This window comes from Brevibacillus brevis, from assembly GCF_001039275.2.
GTDB lineage: Bacteria > Bacillota > Bacilli > Brevibacillales > Brevibacillaceae > Brevibacillus > Brevibacillus brevis_C.
Map to the genome: position 1 here is coordinate 1,948,024 of NZ_CP030117.1, position 16,753 is coordinate 1,964,776.

Sequence of the window (16,753 nt, forward strand, 5' to 3'; positions counted from 1 at the left end):
GGAGAAAGGACAATGGACGACATGAGAAAGAAATGGATGGGGAAAGTCCTTTCGGTGGGCCTGCTATCAGTAGTTCTCGTAGGAGGACAAGTACCAGCGCAGGCAGCCGGCGACGATATTAGAGTTGCGCTATTTGTGGATACAGGACAAGGCTATCGGGGAGTAGTTCCTTCCGTTACGCTGACGGCTGAAAATGGAATGGAAGTCGTACTCAATGGACCCGAGGGCAAGACAGATTTACCCGAATTAAAAGGAGATGCAACTCGTTACCGGGTTGATGAATATCATTTGATCGTTGCCGAAACTGGTGACTGGAATCGCGCACAGCAGATTGCACAGCAAATGAGCCAACGAAAATACGAGGGCTCCATCCAGGTGGCAAAGCGCAACGGCCAGACCGTCTATCAGGTCGTAAGCGGGACGTATGACACGTATCAGGCTGCTGCCAATCAGGCAAAAACGGTTGCCCAAGTAATCGGGCAGAATCCGCTGGTAAAAGGTCCACATCGACTCGAAGCGGGTAAATTCAAAAGCTTACAGGAAGCAGAACAATGGCAAGCGTCATTTGAAGCAGCGGGTATTCCTGCTTATCCCGTGATGGTATCAGATGGGGATAAAGTCAAATATGCGGTATGGATCGGCGACGAGGTTAGTCCAGAAGCTGTGAAAGAATTGAAACGAAGAGCAAACGCCGCAATTCCTTCTTTCTCCTATCAGGAGCCAGACAGTCAATCTTATGTTATATTGAAGCAGGATGTATACGGATCACCGGATGAAGTGATTTGGAAGTATGTATTCTCTCCTCAAGTAAAGCTGACTGTCGAAGCGAATAAAGCAGGCGATGAATCGGTGATTGGCGTTGTGGAGCGAGAGCAGCGCACCTATCGCGGTGAGATGGAGCTATCGGAATACAATGGTCACTTGACGCTAGTAAATGAGCTTCCTATGGAAGAGTATCTGTATGGAGTCGTTGGCTCTGAAATGGCTCCGGGCTGGCCGATGGAAGCATTGAAAACACAGGCAGTCCTGTCGAGAACTCGTGCTGTATGGCAAGGAAATAAGTATGGAGTTGCCAATGTATCAGACACGGTTTTCGAACAGGCGTACTATGGCTATACAAAAGAGTCTGATGATGTACGTAAGGCCGTCGACGAGACAGAAGGCGAAATCATTTACTACCAAGGCAAACCAGCCGAGTCACTTTTCTATTCCAATGCTGGCGGCATGACTGCTGACGGCACAGAAGTATGGGGCAATCCAGTTCCTTATTTGCGCTCTGTCGAGAGTAAAGACACCTATCCAATGGACAATGCGAGCGTATGGTACCGCGTGGCTTTAGCAGATGGAACGCTTGGCTATGTAAGAAATGATCTGGTAACTGAAACAGGCCAGAGCAATTCAGAGGGAAAAAGAATCGCGGTCATTTCGACCGAGAATACCAATTTGCGCTCAGGTCCAAGTACAACGACGCATCGTGTGTTGTCCGTACTCCCTACTGGTGCAGAAGTAACGATCCTCTCAGAAGTAAAAGAAGAAAATGCATATTCGTGGACGCGTGGTCCGTTTACCTCTACAGAGGTTGCAGCTATGATCAATGCCGCGCATGACAAGAACAAAGCTCCGCGCATTTCAGGAAACGTAACGAGCCTGAAAGTGACAGAACGCGGTCCATCTGGACGTGTGATCGCGATGGAAGCAAACGGGAAATCGATCGTCGTTTCTTCACCGGATGCTTTCCGTTCTGTATTTCAACAAGGTGGCTCCCCTCTGCGCAGCACGAAGTTTGAAGTAGAAATGGTCAATGGCTCGCAATTCATCTTCCGAGGCACTGGCTTTGGGCATGGACTTGGTGTTTCGCAATACGGAGCTCGTGCAATGGCAGAGGAAGGGTATGACTACAAAGATATCTTGCAACACTACTACCAGGATGTGACAATCGAAAAGTAAGTCGTTTGCCACAAGATCTACCGCAAAAAGGAGTAACGATTTCGTGGACGTGCAACAATTTGATTTTGATTTGCCGGAGCATTTGATTGCCCAGCACCCGCTAGAAGACCGAACTTCATCGAGATTGCTCGTGTTAGAGAAACAAACAGGCAATATCGTTCATCAGCAATTTACCAATTTAATCGATCATCTCCAAGCAGGGGACGTACTCGTCATGAATGACAGCCGCGTTTTACCTGCCAGACTGATTGGAGAGAAGGCTGACACTGGTGCGAAAATAGAAATCCTTTTGTTGAAATCACTTGGTGACGATCGCTGGGAAACGCTGGTGAAGCCCGGGAAGCGGATGAAGCCGGGGACAGAAGTGGTTTTTGGTAACGGTCTATTGCGTTGTGTTTGTGAAGACGTGACAGAGACTGGTGGACGAATCGTGCGCTTTTTGTACGAGGGAATTTTTTATGAAATTCTCGACCAATTAGGCTCGATGCCTTTGCCTCCGTATATTCACGCACAACTGGAGGACAGTGAACGTTACCAGACAGTCTATGCGAAGGAGCGCGGTTCAGCAGCAGCTCCGACAGCCGGCCTCCATTTCACGAAGCCATACTTGGAGCAAATCGCTGCAAAAGGCGTACAGCTTGCTTACGTGACACTGCATGTGGGACTTGGGACTTTTCGCCCTGTATCAGCGGATTCCGTAGAAGAACATGTCATGCACGCGGAGTACTATGAGATTCCTGAGGAAACAGCAGAGCTGGTGAACCAGGCAAAAGCAGAAGGTAGAAGAGTAATCGCTGTCGGGACGACATCCTGCCGCACATTGGAGACAGTAGGACGCGCGAATGGAGGAAAGCTGGTCGCAACCTCTGGTTGGACGGATATTTTCATTTACCCGGGCTACACGTTTTCCATCCTGGACGGGCTCCTGACAAACTTCCATTTGCCGAAGTCTACGCTTGTCATGCTAGTCAGTGCTTTGGCTGGGAAAGAGAATGTGATGCGTGCCTACAAAACGGCTGTGGAAGAGGAGTATCGCTTCTTCAGTTTTGGCGATGCGATGTTTATTTTATAAAAATGTGAACAACCCACCTGTATAAGTGTATACTTATTAGTCAGGTGGGTTTACTTCATCCAGAAGTTTTTCTATAATAGGTAAGACTTACATACATAGCTTGAGGAGTGCAAAGAGTTGGCTGTACGCTACGAGTTAATCAAAACATGCAAACAAACTGGTGCACGTCTCGGTAAGCTACATACCCCTCATGGGACGATTGACACCCCTGTCTTTATGCCTGTCGGTACACAAGCGACAGTAAAGACGATGAGCCCCGAGGAGTTAAAAGCGATTGGCGCGGGCATCATCCTCAGTAATACCTACCATTTGTTTCTACGTCCAGGGCATGAAATTGTTCGGGAGGCAGGCGGACTTCACGGCTTTATGAATTGGGACCGTGCGATTCTGACTGATTCCGGCGGTTTTCAAGTGTTTAGCCTTAGTAACCTCCGCAAGATCACGGAGGAAGGAGTATCCTTCCGTTCCCACCTAAACGGCGAAAAGCTGTTTATTGGTCCTGAAGAGGCTACACAGATTCAAAACGCGTTGGGTGCTGATATTTTTATGGCATTCGATGAGTGTGCTCCTTATCCTGCGGAGTACGATTACGTAAAAAAATCAATGGAGCGAACAACCCGCTGGGCAGAGCGTTGTCTGAAGGCGCATACTCGTCCAAACGAACAAGCGTTGTTTGGAATCGTTCAGGGTGGTATGTTCAACGATTTACGCGCACAAAGTGCTCGCGATCTCGTTTCCATGGATTTCCCAGGATACGCGATCGGCGGTTTGAGCGTGGGAGAACCGTTTCCTTTGATGTACGAAGTGCTGGAGCATACCGTTCCACTGCTTCCGACAAGCAAAGCCCGCTATTTGATGGGGGTTGGTTCGCCAGATGCTCTTATCGAGGGAGCAATCCGCGGCATCGACATGTTTGATTGTGTGTTGCCGACACGAATTGCCCGCAATGGGACATGCATGACAAGCCAGGGAAGATTGGTCATCCGCAATGCAAAATACGCGCGAGACTTTACCCCACTTGATCCAAATTGCGATTGCTACACCTGCAAAAATTACACACGTGCTTACATCCGACACCTGGTCAAGTCGGAGGAAACCTTTGGAATCCGATTAACTACCTACCATAACCTGCACTTCTTGGTGAAGTTAATGGAACAGGTGCGTCAGGCGATTGCCGAAGACCGCTTGCAAGATTTCCGCGACCAGTTTTTCGCTCAATATGGATTGGGTGAAGATAGATCTTTTTAATCGAGGGGGATTTTTTTCATGGAAGGCTTGACTCAGTTTTTACCGATTATCATCATGTTTGCGATTTTTTACTTCTTGCTGATTCGTCCGCAACAAAAGAAGGCAAAACAACGCAACGCTATGCTTGGTGCTCTGAAAAAAGGCGACAAGATCGTAACAATCGGTGGAGTGCATGGAACGATCCAAGACCTGTCTGATGATACTATCACTTTGCGTATTGCTCACAACGTAAACGTTACGTTCGATCGTGGTGCGATCAACAGCGTAGTTTCTTCCAGCAACGAACCTGCAAAGAGTGAACCAGCAAAGATCGAAGAAGCAAAAGAAGAATCCAAATAATACATGCGAAAAGCAGGTGGGTGATCCACCTGCTTTTTTCTGTCTTGTTTTAGCGACGAGGCTTGATAACTTTAGGTTTACTGCCTTTATGTTTGTTGTTGGAATTGGCCGAATTCACGCCGAGAATCCCACCTAACGCAGCCACGCCAAAAGCGCCGAACAAGAACAGGAAGGTCCCCCATTGCATCGGGGCGTCAAAGCCGAGGAAGCCGATCAAGAGGATGAAAAGGAAGTAAGTGAGTCCGGTAAGTCCGCCATAGTACCAGCCCTTGCCGCCACAACGACGTCCAGTAACGAATCCCCCGATCAAAAGGGCGATGGCATTGATTACGTACGTAAAATAGGGCAGCGTGCCTTCTCGTATCGAGGTGAAGCTAAGGAGCAAGGTCGCGAGTAACGCTCCAATTAAAACAAGACATGTCGTATACAATAGACCTGTCAGTACAGAGGTGGATGCACTTCGCACGGTATGTACCCCCTTATTGGAAGTGTTTGTACATCTATATGAGAGGCTTGGCTCACGTATTCATCTTCGCGTTGAACATTGATAGGAATTTTCGTATGATGGATGGGGAACGAGACGGGGGTGAGGAAGATTGATCAAAACGTACTTTTATAACCACTCTGAACAGAAGATGTTTCACGACGTTGATCTGGCAACGAAGGATCAATGGCTGAAATCACCAGAGGATCTTCTCTGGATCGATCTGTATGATGTGGGAAACAATGAACTGCCCTATATTGCCAAGATTTTCGACTTTCACCCGTTGGCAATTGAGGACTGCCTGCACGTCAGTCCACGTGCCAAGGTAGACAAGTACGATGACTACTATTTCTTCGTTTTTCACGCCCTGCGTTACAATGAAGAAAGCGATGACGAGATCACAACGGTAGAACTGAACGTTTTTCTCGGCCCTAACTACATCGTGACGATCCACAAGTCCCCGATGAATACCATCGGTCGGATCGCTGCCATGTGTCACCGCAACATTTCTTACTTGAACAGAGGTCCTGACTATTTGCTGTATGCCATTGTAGACGGGATTACCGATGAATATTTTCCCATTATTGATCGGATTAGTGTGCGGATTGACGAGCTGGAGGACGAGATTTATGAACATCAGATGGAGGAAATTACCGAAGAGTTCCTGGCGTTGAAGCGAACGATTATTTTAATCAGGCGTGTGATCATGCCGCAAAAAAGAATTTTCGCGAACGTCAACGGCCGCTACTCCTTCGATATTTCCGAGGAAAACGTTCCGTTCTACACCGACCTAACAGACCACTTGGAGCGGATTTCGGATTCGACGGAAACCTTCCGTGATCTGGTTAACGGTGCGTTGGATACGTACTACACCATCATTAGCGCCAAAACAACGGAGACGATGCGGGTTCTTACGATCATCTCTACGATCATCCTTCCGTTGACATTTATCACCGGACTATTCGGGATGAATACTTTTGCATGGCTGGGTGAAGAAGCCGAACCGTATATGCTGATCGTGGCACTCGTGATTATGCTAGCGATGACGTTTGCCATGCTCCACATTTTCCGCAAGCGAAAGTGGCTGTAATTGGTGCTAATACTTTCCCTGCCCCCTGTTGAACACTAGTATCAAATGTTCTTTGGGGGGCAGCGCAAGTGGATAATCTTACAATGGTGTTACTTCGCACCCTTTTCTCGTATTTTTTCCTCTTGATCTTAGTGCGGTTGATGGGAAAGCGGGAATTGGGAAAGCTGTCCGTTTTTGATGTAGTCATCTCGATCATGCTTGCAGAAATGGCTGCACTGGCGATTGAGGATGTCGATAAGCCCGCCCTTCGGTTTTACTTGCCGATGCTGTTGATTGCCTTATTGGAAGTCGCTTTCGCTTATGTGTCATTGAAGAGCAAGAAATTCCGCGATACTGTGGACGGCTCTGCCGATTTGATTATAGAAAATGGGCAAATCAGGGAGCAGGCGATGCGTCGCAATCGCTTGAACATGGATGACTTGATGGTACATCTGCGGCAAAAAGACGTAAAAAACATTGCCGATGTTGAATTTGCGTTGTTGGAGCCAACCGGACAGATGAGTGTGTTTTTAAAGGAGCAAAAAGACAAAGTTACGAGGGAAGATCTCTCGTTGATGAAAAAGCCGCAAGTCGGTCCTGTCTCGTACAAAGGTCTGCCCATTCCACTGATTCTCGATGGCAAGGTGAGGACGGAGGCACTGAACAAGATCGGACAAAACCAGCTTTGGCTGAAACGAGAAATCCGGAAATACGGAATCAAAGACATTCGAGAGGTTTCTTTTTGCAGCATTGACGAACGTGGCATCATGTATTTGGACAAAAAAGACAAGCCGCTGCAATAAGCGCTAGCGGCGAGGGAAGAACACGGCGAGTTGTTCGCCGATCCACGGAATACGACGCACGTCTTGCTTGCCCAAGACGCGCATGGCGACGAGCAGGACAAAGTACAGCAGGGTGCTAATGAAGGTACTTGCAGTCAATAGCTGTCCAATTGATACGTCCGTAAACCAGTGCTTGGCAATGTAGGAACCGGAATAACCCATGAGTAGCATAGCGACCGCGATTTTGCCGAATTCCCGAAGGTCTACTGTAAAACCGATTTTTTTGATCAGACTGGCAAAATGTAATAAAGTTCCAAGTGTAATGCCGATATTAAGAGCAATGACAGCGCCGTGAATGCCGAATGCTGGATGTGCCGTGAAAAAAAACATGGCGACAGTTTTGACGATGGCACTAATCAGCGTATTTCGAAAGACGACCTGAGCGTAATCGAGGCCTTGCAAGGCGGCTGCAAGCGGTGCTTGGAAAAACAGGAAGACGGAGAACGGTGCCAGCTCTTTTAGCAGCACGCCAACCTCCCGATACTCATTGCCGTAGAGCAGGACACATAACGGTTCTGCAAAAATGGTGAGCAAGACGGTACAAGGTGCTCCGATGACGAGTGTAATCCGCATGGCTTGATAAATGCGGCGATGCACGAGTGGGGCATTTTTTTGATAGGCCGCTTCCGCCACGGCAGGAACGAGGGAAACGGACAAGGAATACGTTAAAAAAGTGGGAAAAAGTAACAAAGGGACGGCCATTCCGGCAAACTGCCCGTACAAACCAGTAGCAGTCGAGGTGGTAAAACCTGCGATGACGAGTGCGTACGGTACGAGCATCGGCTCTAGCACGTAAGCGATGGAGCCGATGATACGGCTAAGCGTGACAGGGAGTGCGACATGGATGAGTTGCGACAAGCTCTTTTTGCTTGCTGAAACCGTCATGAGAAGGGGCTTATCCAGAAGCTGAGCTGCTGCTTTTTTGCTGCCTTTGCGATACTGCCAGAGAATGTACAAGAGTCCGGCGGCTTCTCCAAAAATAATGCTGGCGACAGCACCTGCTGTGGCGTACTCAATGCCTGCCGAAAGAAACGACATCGTCATGACAACGACCAATGCCATTCGGACGACCTGCTCTATAAGCTGAGAAACCGCAGTAGGGATCATGTTTTGCTTGCCTTGGAAGTACCCTCGCAGAACAAGAGAAATGCCGGAAATCGGGATGACCGGAATGGCTGCGAGCAGAACAATGTGTGCACGAGGGTCCGCAAAGAGCATTCCAGAAATCCATTGAGAGAACAAGAGGAGCAGGACACAGATGAAGAGGCTGATCCCGCCGGCGACCGACAAGGCTAGTAATAGAAATCGGCGAGTCAGCCGCGGATTATTAGCCGCTTCCGTCTCTGCCACTTGCTTTGCAATGGCAACCGGAAGTCCGAATGTCGTCACAGTAATCAGAAAGTATAAAAGGGGCACAACCATTTGATAAAGCCCCATTCCTTCCGCTCCGATAATGCGCGACAACACGATCCTGTGAGCAAAACCAAACACTTTGGTGATGCCACCAGCAATAATGAGGATGACCGTTCCGTAAAAGAAGGATTGTTTCATGGAAGGCTCCTTTGCAAGGATAAATTCACTCAGTAAAGAATATGGACGTGCCGCTGTCGGCATGACTACTTTGAGGGGGAAATTGGGATGGACCAAGCGCAAAAACAGGAATGGTATGGGCAAGTCGCAAGTCTTTGTGCAAGTAAGGCAGAGGAATTTGCTCTCTTGGGGTACGACAATGTGGCACCTGAAGACGTTTGGGAATGCGTCACGAACAGCTATAAAGAAATGCCGCCGATTCACCAGCTTGTCAACGACATTTTGTCCTTGAAGCCAAACAAGTATATGAATTACCTCATGATTCAAATGTACAAAAATTCTTAGTGAAACTTCTTCTTATCTAAATCGTATAGGTAAAAACGCGCGATGCAAGATAAGGGGTTGGTTACCATGGTTCGCTTTTCCAGCATCAATTGACACGTTTTTTCTTACTTCGCTATAATGGGCATATTGGTTTTCGTGTCGACGACGAGGCACGGCTAGGAAAGAGGGGTATTACATGATTAAATGGAGCAGACTTGTTTTGTTCCTGGTTGTGGTGGGCTTGTTGGGCGGTTTGTTTACCACGACTGGACAAGTAGCAAGCAATATCACACTAGGATTGGATCTAAAGGGTGGCTTTGAGATTTTGTATCAGGTAGAGCCCCTGAATGAAGGACAAAAGGTCGATACAACATTATTGGCTGCAACAGCACAAATGGTTGAAAAACGGGTGAATATCGGTGGCGTTACTGAACCAGAGGTAAACGTCGAGCTGCCGGACCGAATCCGCGTGAAGATTGCTTCCCATGATGCTGATCAGGAAAAGCTTCGCGAGTTGATCGGCAAGCCAGCCGTACTTACGTTCCGTGACGTACAAGGCAAGACGTTGATGAGAGGTAGCGATTTGGCGCCAGGGGGAGCAGCAGTTGGTTACGACGAACTGAAAAGACCGTTGGTTACCGTCAAATTTAAAGAACCAAAACTTCTAGAAGACGTGACTCGAGCAAATCTTGGTAAACCAATGGGAATCTTCCTAGATGATACAATGCAGACCAACCCAACGATTCAGTCTGTCATTTCCGGTGGTAGTGCACAAATTACCGGTAACTACACGCAAGAATCGGCGCAAGAGTTGGCTGACTTACTTAACTCCGGTGCAATGCCGGCCAAACTGATTGAGAAACAGGTAACATCTGTAGGGGCTACACTTGGTGCGATGTCCTTGGAAAAAACCTTGTATGCAGGATATATCGGTGGAGCCTTTATCTTCCTGTTCATGCTGGTGGTTTATCGTTTGCCAGGTCTGGTAGCGAATATTACATTGGCAGCTTTTATCTATCTCTCCCTGCTCTTCTTGGATTGGATGGATGCGACGCTTACACTGCCAGGGATTGCTGGTTTCATTTTGGGAATCGGGATGGCCGTGGACGCGAATATTATTACCTATGAACGTATTCAGGAAGAGATCCGTTCCGGTAAGACGATTCTATCTGCATTCCGTGCAGGTGAACGACGTTCCTTGGTCACCATTTTGGATGCGCAGGTTACGGCTTTGATCGCAGCTGTGGTATTGTATTTCTTCGGGACTAGCTCTATCCAAGGCTTTGCGATTATCTCGATGCTGACAACGATCGTAAGTATTTTTACAAACGTTTTTGCCTCTCGCTTCCTCCTCGGCTTGTTGATCCGTACGAACCTATTCAAGAAGCCGTCTTGGTTCGGGGTAAAGGAGAGTGAAATTGGTGAGTTATAGAGCACTAGAGTACGCTGATAAGTACAACATTGTAAAAAACCGTAAGAAGTTTTTTGTGATTTCATGGATTATTCTTGCATTGGGCCTGCTGTCCATGTTCACTTTTGGGTTGAATCTCGGGGTTGATTTTAAGGCAGGTACACGTCTGGATATGTATATCGGGAAAGACTTCTCGACTACTGATATTGATGCAATCGTCCGGGAAAAGCTACCGGAGACGCATTTTACGAATGTGACAGCCTATGGGGAAAAACAGGCTTATACACGCTTTGAAGAAACCATTCCGCCAGAAAAGCTGACGGAGATTGAACAGGCATTGATAGCCAAGTATGGTGATCAGGTAACCAAGCAAGAGTCTACAGTTGATCCGATTATTGCACAAGAATTGGTACGCAATGCCGGTCTGGCAATTTTGTTCGCTGCACTTGGGATTGCCATCTACGTAGCGTTCCGCTTCCAGTTCTTGATCGGGGTCGCGTGTGCGATTGCTCTCTTGCATGACGTATTTATCCCGATCGCGTTGTTTTCCGTGTTTCGACTCGAGGTTGACTTGACCTTTATCGCAGCGATTTTGACGATCGTTGGTTATTCGTTGAACGATACGATTGTTATTTTTGACCGTATCCGTGAAAATGAACGCGTGATGAAGACCAAGACAATTGAAGACCTGGAACACCTGGTAAACGTGAGCTTGTGGCAGACCATGCGCCGCTCTGTCTTTACCGTGGTAACCGTTTTGGCGACAGCCGTTGCGATTGTGTTCTTGGGAAGCGAAGGGATTCGCAACTTCTCCCTCGTACTGATTTTCGGATTGCTCAGTGGTTCCTACTCTTCGATCTTTATCGCTGCGCAAATCTGGGTTTCTTTGAAAAAGAGAGAAATGAACAAGAAGCGCTTTTCAACTGCTCCAAACGAAAGCTAAGCCGAAAGCCGCGGGGATATTCCCGCGGTTTTCTCCTTTTTTTACCGGAGAAAGCCTCACTATTGTCAGGCTTGGGCTCCATCCTCTATAATGAATGAGGATTGGAGGAAAGCCCATGCTGAAAGCGAAAACACGCTGGAAACTGGCCACCTATGATGAGCAGCTTGCTGCTAGTATTGCCGCAGATTGCCAGCTTACTCCGCTCGTATCCAAGCTACTGGTGATACGTGGCATTGACACATCACAAAAGGCTCGTGACTTTTTACAAGCCGGCCCAGAATTGTTTCATGACCCTTTCTTGCTGGATGGAATGGAACAAAGCGTGCATCGCATTCAACAAGCCATTCAAAGGCAAGAACCGATTTGCATATACGGCGATTACGACGCCGATGGGGTTAGCTCCACATCGCTAATGGTACATCTACTGCGCCAACTCGGCGCTGTTTTTGACTACTATATTCCCAACCGTTTTACAGAAGGGTATGGGTTACATAAAGACGCATTGGCGCATCTGCATCATAGCGGCTATAAGCTGATCATCACTGTCGATACAGGGATCAGTGCAGTGGAGCAGGTAGCGTACGCGAATCAGTTGGGTCTTGACGTCATTGTAACCGACCATCACGAACCTCCGGCAATCATCCCGGAGGCATTTGCTGTGATTAACCCCAAGAAGCCCGGCTGTTCGTACCCGTTTGATATGTTGGCGGGAGTGGGGGTCGCCTTTAAAGTGGGGCATGCCTTGCTGAAAGAACCGCCATTGCATTTAGCTGATTTGGCTGCATTGGGGACGATAGCGGATTTGGTGCCGTTGGTAGATGAAAATCGCATTCTTGCTCGAGCAGGATTAAAGCGCTTAAATCATACAAGGAATCTTGGTCTGCAAGCCTTAATCCGAGTTTGTGGGTTGGCCGATACCGAGCTGTCTGCGGGACATGTAGGCTTTGCGCTAGGACCGCGTCTGAATGCGAGTGGAAGGCTGGAGACGGCTGAATCTGCTGTGAAATTGCTGACGACTTCGGATATGGACGAAGCAGAGAAATGTGCCCAGGCGCTGGACGACTTAAACCGCGAACGTCAGGAAATTGTCGCAGCGATGACTGAGGAAGCTGTACAGATGGTGAATGAGCTGTATCCGCCTGACCAGAACAATGTTCTCGTTCTAGCTAAAGAAGGCTGGAACGTGGGTGTGGTAGGGATCGTAGCTTCCCGATTGGTCGAGCTTTTTTACCGTCCAACGATTGTGCTTGGCATTGATCCGGAAAAAGGAACAGCAAAAGGCTCGGCACGAAGCATTGCAGGTTTTGATATGTATGAAGGTCTGACTGCTTGCAAGGAGTGGCTACCGCACTATGGCGGTCATACAATGGCAGCGGGGATGACCTTGCCTGTAGAAAATCTCGACTTCTTACGCCAAAAGTTAAACGAGCTCGCTGGAGAGTGGTTGTCCGCGGAAGACTTCACGCCGATGACCAAGGTGGACGTTGCGATGAGCATGGAAGAGATCAGCTTGACCGCGGCGGAGCAACTCGAACAGCTCGCCCCATATGGAATGGGGAATCCAACACCGCTCGTTTTGTTAGAAGAAGTAGAAACGCAAGGGATGCGCACTATTGGGCGCGATGACAATCATTTGAAGTGTACCTTGAACAAAGCGGGTACCTCTTTGGATGCAATTGGCTTCAACTGGGCACATGTAACAAAGAGAGTAACGCCCAAGGCACGTTTTCACGTATTGGGAGAATTGTCTGTAAACGAATGGAACGGAAATCGAAAGCCTCAGCTGACGATCCGTGATTTGTCTGTTGGACACCAGCAAGTGTTTGACTGGCGAGGCAGTCGTGACAAGATAGAGAAATGGCAGCAAGTAATGGCGGAGTCAAATTCGGTGACCGTTCTGTTTCGCGAGGAAAGCTACGAGCCATTGGCAGCGAAAGCGACTAGCGATCAGGTGAATTCCTTGTTCGTGGTTGGACGAGAGGGGACTGACATCACAACCTCTTCCAACGTGATTTTGTATGATTTGCCGAAGCATCGTTCCGAATTGGAAGTGGTTCGTGTCTTGCTCAAACAAGCGGAGCGCATATACTGCTTGTTTGGTGATCCGGATTTGGGAATGGAGCGGCTTTCCTGTCCGGGCCGGGATCATTTTAAACAGTTGTACCAGTTTTTCGTCCAGGTGCCAACTGTTAAAAAAATCCACATGGATGCATTGGCCAGAAAGCTGCAATGGAAAAGAAATCTATTGGACGGCATGATTGCCATCTTTATGGAGCTGGAGTTTTTAGTAGAAGAGGCCGAACAGTACACGTTGCAGGCCAACACTGCGAAAAGACCGCTCGAGAGCTCTATGCTCTACGCGAATTGGAAGGAAGAAGCACAGCTTGCTACGGATTTATTGCTTTCTTCTTCTGATGCAATGATTCAAGCGCTTCATCAATTGGTGGAACCAACCACCGTTTAGGAGGAATTTTTCATGGATTTTAAACAATACATTCGTGTTATCCCAGATTTTCCACAGCCAGGTATTCGTTTCAAGGACATCACTACTCTCTTGAAGGATGGCCCTGCTTACAAAGCTGCGATTCAAGACTTGGCTGTGTTCGCGCGTGAAGTACAAGCAGACGTGATTGCGGGTCCAGAAGCACGTGGATTCGTAGTAGGTGCTCCACTGTCGTATGAAATGGGAATTGGCTTTGTGCCGATCCGCAAGTCAGGTAAGCTGCCATATGAATCCATCAAGGCGGATTACGACCTGGAGTATGGAAAAGATGCACTGGCTGTACACGTAGATGCTATCCAACCAGGTCAGCGTGTTCTGATTGCTGACGATTTGCTGGCGACAGGTGGAACGATTGAGACAACAATCAATTTGATTGAGCAACTCGGAGGCAAAGTGGTAGGAGCTGCCTTCTTCATCGAACTGTCCTACTTGGATGGACGTAGCAAAATAGGTGAAATTCCTATCAAATCGCTCGTTCAATATTAATTGATGTAACAAGGAAAAACGGGTGAAATGCCCGTTTTTTTCTTTTTTCTGGGGCTGTACATACTTTACAGGGGAATTCAGCTTTACAAGACGAACGACATACAAGATAATAGTATGAAATAGACAGACATGATACGTGCAAGTAAGCCTTCGCCTGCGCCAAAAGGCTTGGCAAAGCCCAAGTTTTCTAGACGTATAGGAAAGTTCAAGTGCTTCACAGTGCGAAATGCGTCCAGGCTTAAACTTTCCGGAGCGCATCACGAAGTGCCTCAGCGTCTGCTTCCGGCAATACTTCGGTGAAACTTTCCGCTATAATGCGGTCGCTCCTCCGTGAGAAGGCCTCGAACGAGGTTATTTTACTGAGAGGATAAGGGAAGGGAACTATGATTACCGGCATTGATGAGGTAGTAAAAAAAGCAAGCACCTATTTATCACAATCGGATTTGGACCTGATTACACGTGCCTATCAGCTTGCCGAAAAAGCGCATGAAGGGCAAATACGCAAATCAGGTGTTCCTTACATTATGCACCCAATCGCTGTGGCGGGTATTCTTGCAAACCTGCACATGGATGCCGTTACGATTGCGGCTGGATTTTTGCATGATGTCGTGGAAGATACCGAGATTACGCTTGATCATCTCCGTGAGCAGTTCGGACCGGATGTAGCTCTCCTGGTAGATGGAGTGACCAAGCTGGAAAAAATTAAATACAAGTCCAAGGAAGAGCAGCTCGCCGAAAACCACCGCAAGATGCTGGTTGCCATGGCACAGGACATCCGCGTCATCATGATCAAGCTGGCAGACCGTCTGCACAACATGAGGACACTTCGGCACATGTCCGAGGAGAAGCAACGCGAGATTTCCGATGAAACGCTGGAAATCTTTGCGCCACTTGCCCATCGTTTGGGGATCGCTTCCGTCAAATGGGAATTGGAAGATACGGCGCTTCGGTATTTGAATCCGCAACAATATTATCGGATTGTGAATTTGATGCAAAAGAAACGGGTGGAGCGCGAAGCCTACCTGAATGAAGCATCGGATACGATCAGAGAAAAGCTGGGCGAGTTAAATATCGAGGCTGAAATTTCGGGACGTCCGAAGCATATCTACAGCATCTTTAAAAAGATGACGAGACAAAACAAGCAGTTCAACGAGATTTATGACCTGCTGGCGTTGCGGATCATCGTGAATGACATCCGCGACTGTTATGCGGTTCTGGGTATCGTGCACACCTTGTGGAAGCCGATGCCAGGCAGATTCAAAGATTACATTGCCATGCCAAAGACGAACATGTACCAATCACTTCATACCACAGTGATTGGGCCAAAAGGTGAGCCATTGGAAGTGCAAATCCGTACTTGGGATATGCACCAGACAGCTGAGATCGGGATCGCGGCTCACTGGGCGTACAAGGAAGGCAAAAGCATCGTGCAAGGCTCTTTTGCAGAGAAGCTCGGTAGTCTGCGGGAGATTATTGAAGGTGGATCGGAAGAAGCTCCGAACGCGCAAGAGTTCATGGAGAGTCTCAAGCAGGATCTTTTCTCCGATACGGTTTTCGTCTTCACGCCAAAAGGCGATGTAGTCGAGTTGCCAAAAGGCTCTGTACCACTGGACTTCTCCTATCGGATTCACTCTGCGGTAGGAAACAGAACGATCGGCGCCAAAGTGAACGGCAAGATTGTCCCGCTCGACTATGCGATGAAAACAGGCGATATCGTCGAAATCCTGACCTCCAAGCATTCGTACGGTCCTAGTCAGGATTGGCTAAAGATGGCCAAATCCGCGCATGCTCGCAACAAAATTAAACAGTGGTTTAAAAAAGAGAAGCGGGAAGAGAATGTCGCCAAAGGTCAGCAGATGGTGGAAGCGGAGATCAAGTCGCGTAGCTTTGATATTAAAGAAGCGATGACGGAAACAAACCTGAAGGAAGCGGCAGCCCGGTTTAATTTCCAAGGGGCAGAAGACATGTTTGCCGCAGTTGGCTATGGTGGCATTACGGCTTCGCAAATTGCGACTCGTCTTGTAGACAAACTCCGCCGGGAGCGCGAAGAACAAAACCCGACGATTCCTGAGGTCAAACCGAATCCAGCAGATCGTTCTGCCAAGAGTGAATCTGGCGTCAAAGTCCGTGGCTTGGATAATTTGCTCGTCCGTATTTCTCGTTGCTGTACACCTGTTCCAGGCGACCAGATTATCGGTTTCATTACAAGAGGTCGTGGGGTATCGGTGCATCGACTGGACTGTCCGAACGTACTGACAGACGAATGTACAGAGCGTTTGATTGATGTGGAATGGGATACCGATTTCAAACATAATTTCCATGTAGAGATCGAGATCACGGGCAATGATCGGAGCGGACTGTTAAACGATGTATTGCAGGTTGTGGCAGAGACAAAGACGAACATTGCGGCTGTCAGTGGCAAGTCAGATAAAAATCGAGTGGCAACGATTCATATGACCATCTCGATTAGCAATGTGGATCATCTGTTGAAAGTAGTAGAGCGCATCAAGCGCATCAAAGATATTTATTCGGTTCGCCGGATACTGAGCACCTGA

At 48.1% G+C, this 16,753-nt stretch carries 14 protein-coding genes; 12 read left to right on the forward strand and 2 right to left on the reverse strand.

Translation table 11 applies throughout. From position 1 onward, the window contains the following. Nucleotides 1-12 precede the first annotated feature (12 nt). From AB432_RS09830 to yajC, 4 genes are all read left to right on the forward strand, one after another. On the forward strand, nt 13-1,947 hold the full coding sequence (locus AB432_RS09830) for a SpoIID/LytB domain-containing protein (RefSeq protein ID WP_048032134.1): 1,935 nt from the start codon (nt 13-15) through the stop codon (nt 1,945-1,947). 43 nt (nt 1,948-1,990) lie between these two features. Further along, a complete protein-coding gene (gene queA / locus AB432_RS09835; RefSeq protein WP_048032135.1) occupies nt 1,991-3,019 on the forward strand; it encodes a tRNA preQ1(34) S-adenosylmethionine ribosyltransferase-isomerase QueA in 1,029 nt (342 codons plus the stop codon). A gap of 117 nt (nt 3,020-3,136) precedes the next feature. Further along, nucleotides 3,137-4,267: a tRNA guanosine(34) transglycosylase Tgt gene (tgt, locus tag AB432_RS09840; RefSeq protein WP_012685587.1), complete on the forward strand. Its 1,131-nt coding sequence runs from the start codon at nt 3,137-3,139 to the stop codon at nt 4,265-4,267. An 18-nt stretch (nt 4,268-4,285) separates the two neighbouring features. Further along, nucleotides 4,286-4,606, forward strand: a complete 321-nt coding sequence (gene yajC / locus AB432_RS09845) for a preprotein translocase subunit YajC (protein ID WP_048032136.1) — start codon at nt 4,286-4,288, stop codon at nt 4,604-4,606. A gap of 49 nt (nt 4,607-4,655) precedes the next feature. Here yajC and AB432_RS09850 read toward each other — a convergent pair whose 3' ends face one another. Continuing rightward, nucleotides 4,656-5,072 (reverse strand): TIGR04086 family membrane protein, encoded by a 417-nt coding sequence (locus AB432_RS09850; RefSeq protein ID WP_048032137.1) that lies wholly within the window; start codon nt 5,070-5,072, stop codon nt 4,656-4,658. Nucleotides 5,073-5,202: 130 nt separating this feature from the next. Here AB432_RS09850 and corA point away from each other — a divergent pair, with 130 nt between their 5' ends. Next, nucleotides 5,203-6,180: a magnesium/cobalt transporter CorA gene (gene corA, locus AB432_RS09855; protein WP_007717563.1), complete on the forward strand. Its 978-nt coding sequence runs from the start codon at nt 5,203-5,205 to the stop codon at nt 6,178-6,180. A gap of 68 nt (nt 6,181-6,248) precedes the next feature. Next, nucleotides 6,249-6,962, forward strand: a complete 714-nt coding sequence (locus AB432_RS09860) for a DUF421 domain-containing protein (RefSeq protein ID WP_048032138.1) — start codon at nt 6,249-6,251, stop codon at nt 6,960-6,962. 3 nt (nt 6,963-6,965) lie between these two features. Here the strand turns inward: AB432_RS09860 and spoVB are convergent, their stop codons facing one another. Next, the gene (gene spoVB / locus AB432_RS09865; protein WP_048032139.1) at nt 6,966-8,552 is read right to left on the reverse strand and encodes a stage V sporulation protein B; all 1,587 of its coding nucleotides are present in this window, start codon (nt 8,550-8,552) and stop codon (nt 6,966-6,968) included. Nucleotides 8,553-8,639: 87 nt separating this feature from the next. Here spoVB and AB432_RS09870 point away from each other — a divergent pair, with 87 nt between their 5' ends. The 6 genes from AB432_RS09870 (at nt 8,640) to AB432_RS09895 (ending at nt 16,753) form a co-directional block, all read left to right on the forward strand. Then, complete coding sequence (locus tag AB432_RS09870; protein WP_048032140.1) at nt 8,640-8,876, forward strand: post-transcriptional regulator; 237 nt, start codon at nt 8,640-8,642, stop codon at nt 8,874-8,876. A gap of 175 nt (nt 8,877-9,051) precedes the next feature. Next, nucleotides 9,052-10,287 (forward strand): protein translocase subunit SecD, encoded by a 1,236-nt coding sequence (gene secD / locus AB432_RS09875; protein ID WP_048032141.1) that lies wholly within the window; start codon nt 9,052-9,054, stop codon nt 10,285-10,287. Continuing rightward, nucleotides 10,277-11,209, forward strand: coding sequence for a protein translocase subunit SecF (gene secF, locus AB432_RS09880; protein WP_048032142.1), 933 nt, complete (start codon nt 10,277-10,279; stop codon nt 11,207-11,209). The genes secD and secF overlap by 11 nt, the downstream gene beginning before the upstream one ends. 115 nt (nt 11,210-11,324) lie before the next feature. Beyond that, nucleotides 11,325-13,673 carry a single-stranded-DNA-specific exonuclease RecJ gene (gene recJ, locus AB432_RS09885; RefSeq protein ID WP_048032143.1) on the forward strand — a complete coding sequence of 783 codons (2,349 nt, stop codon included), beginning with the start codon at nt 11,325-11,327 and terminating at the stop codon, nt 13,671-13,673. A 12-nt stretch (nt 13,674-13,685) separates the two neighbouring features. After that, complete coding sequence (locus AB432_RS09890; RefSeq protein WP_017247577.1) at nt 13,686-14,198, forward strand: adenine phosphoribosyltransferase; 513 nt, start codon at nt 13,686-13,688, stop codon at nt 14,196-14,198. Between the two features lie 383 nt (nt 14,199-14,581). Next, a complete protein-coding gene (locus tag AB432_RS09895; protein ID WP_048032144.1) occupies nt 14,582-16,753 on the forward strand; it encodes a RelA/SpoT family protein in 2,172 nt (723 codons plus the stop codon).

Coding starts and splice junctions, on each gene's coding strand:
- AB432_RS09830 (WP_048032134.1), top strand. CDS start 13: ATGGACGACATGAGAAAGAAATGGATGGGGAAAGTCCTTTCGGTGGGC.
- yajC (WP_048032136.1), top strand. CDS start 4,286: ATGGAAGGCTTGACTCAGTTTTTACCGATTATCATCATGTTTGCGATT.
- spoVB (WP_048032139.1), bottom strand. CDS start 8,552: ATGAAACAATCCTTCTTTTACGGAACGGTCATCCTCATTATTGCTGGT.
- AB432_RS09870 (WP_048032140.1), top strand. CDS start 8,640: ATGGACCAAGCGCAAAAACAGGAATGGTATGGGCAAGTCGCAAGTCTT.
- secD (WP_048032141.1), top strand. CDS start 9,052: ATGATTAAATGGAGCAGACTTGTTTTGTTCCTGGTTGTGGTGGGCTTG.
- recJ (WP_048032143.1), top strand. CDS start 11,325: ATGCTGAAAGCGAAAACACGCTGGAAACTGGCCACCTATGATGAGCAG.
- AB432_RS09890 (WP_017247577.1), top strand. CDS start 13,686: ATGGATTTTAAACAATACATTCGTGTTATCCCAGATTTTCCACAGCCA.
- AB432_RS09895 (WP_048032144.1), top strand. CDS start 14,582: ATGATTACCGGCATTGATGAGGTAGTAAAAAAAGCAAGCACCTATTTA.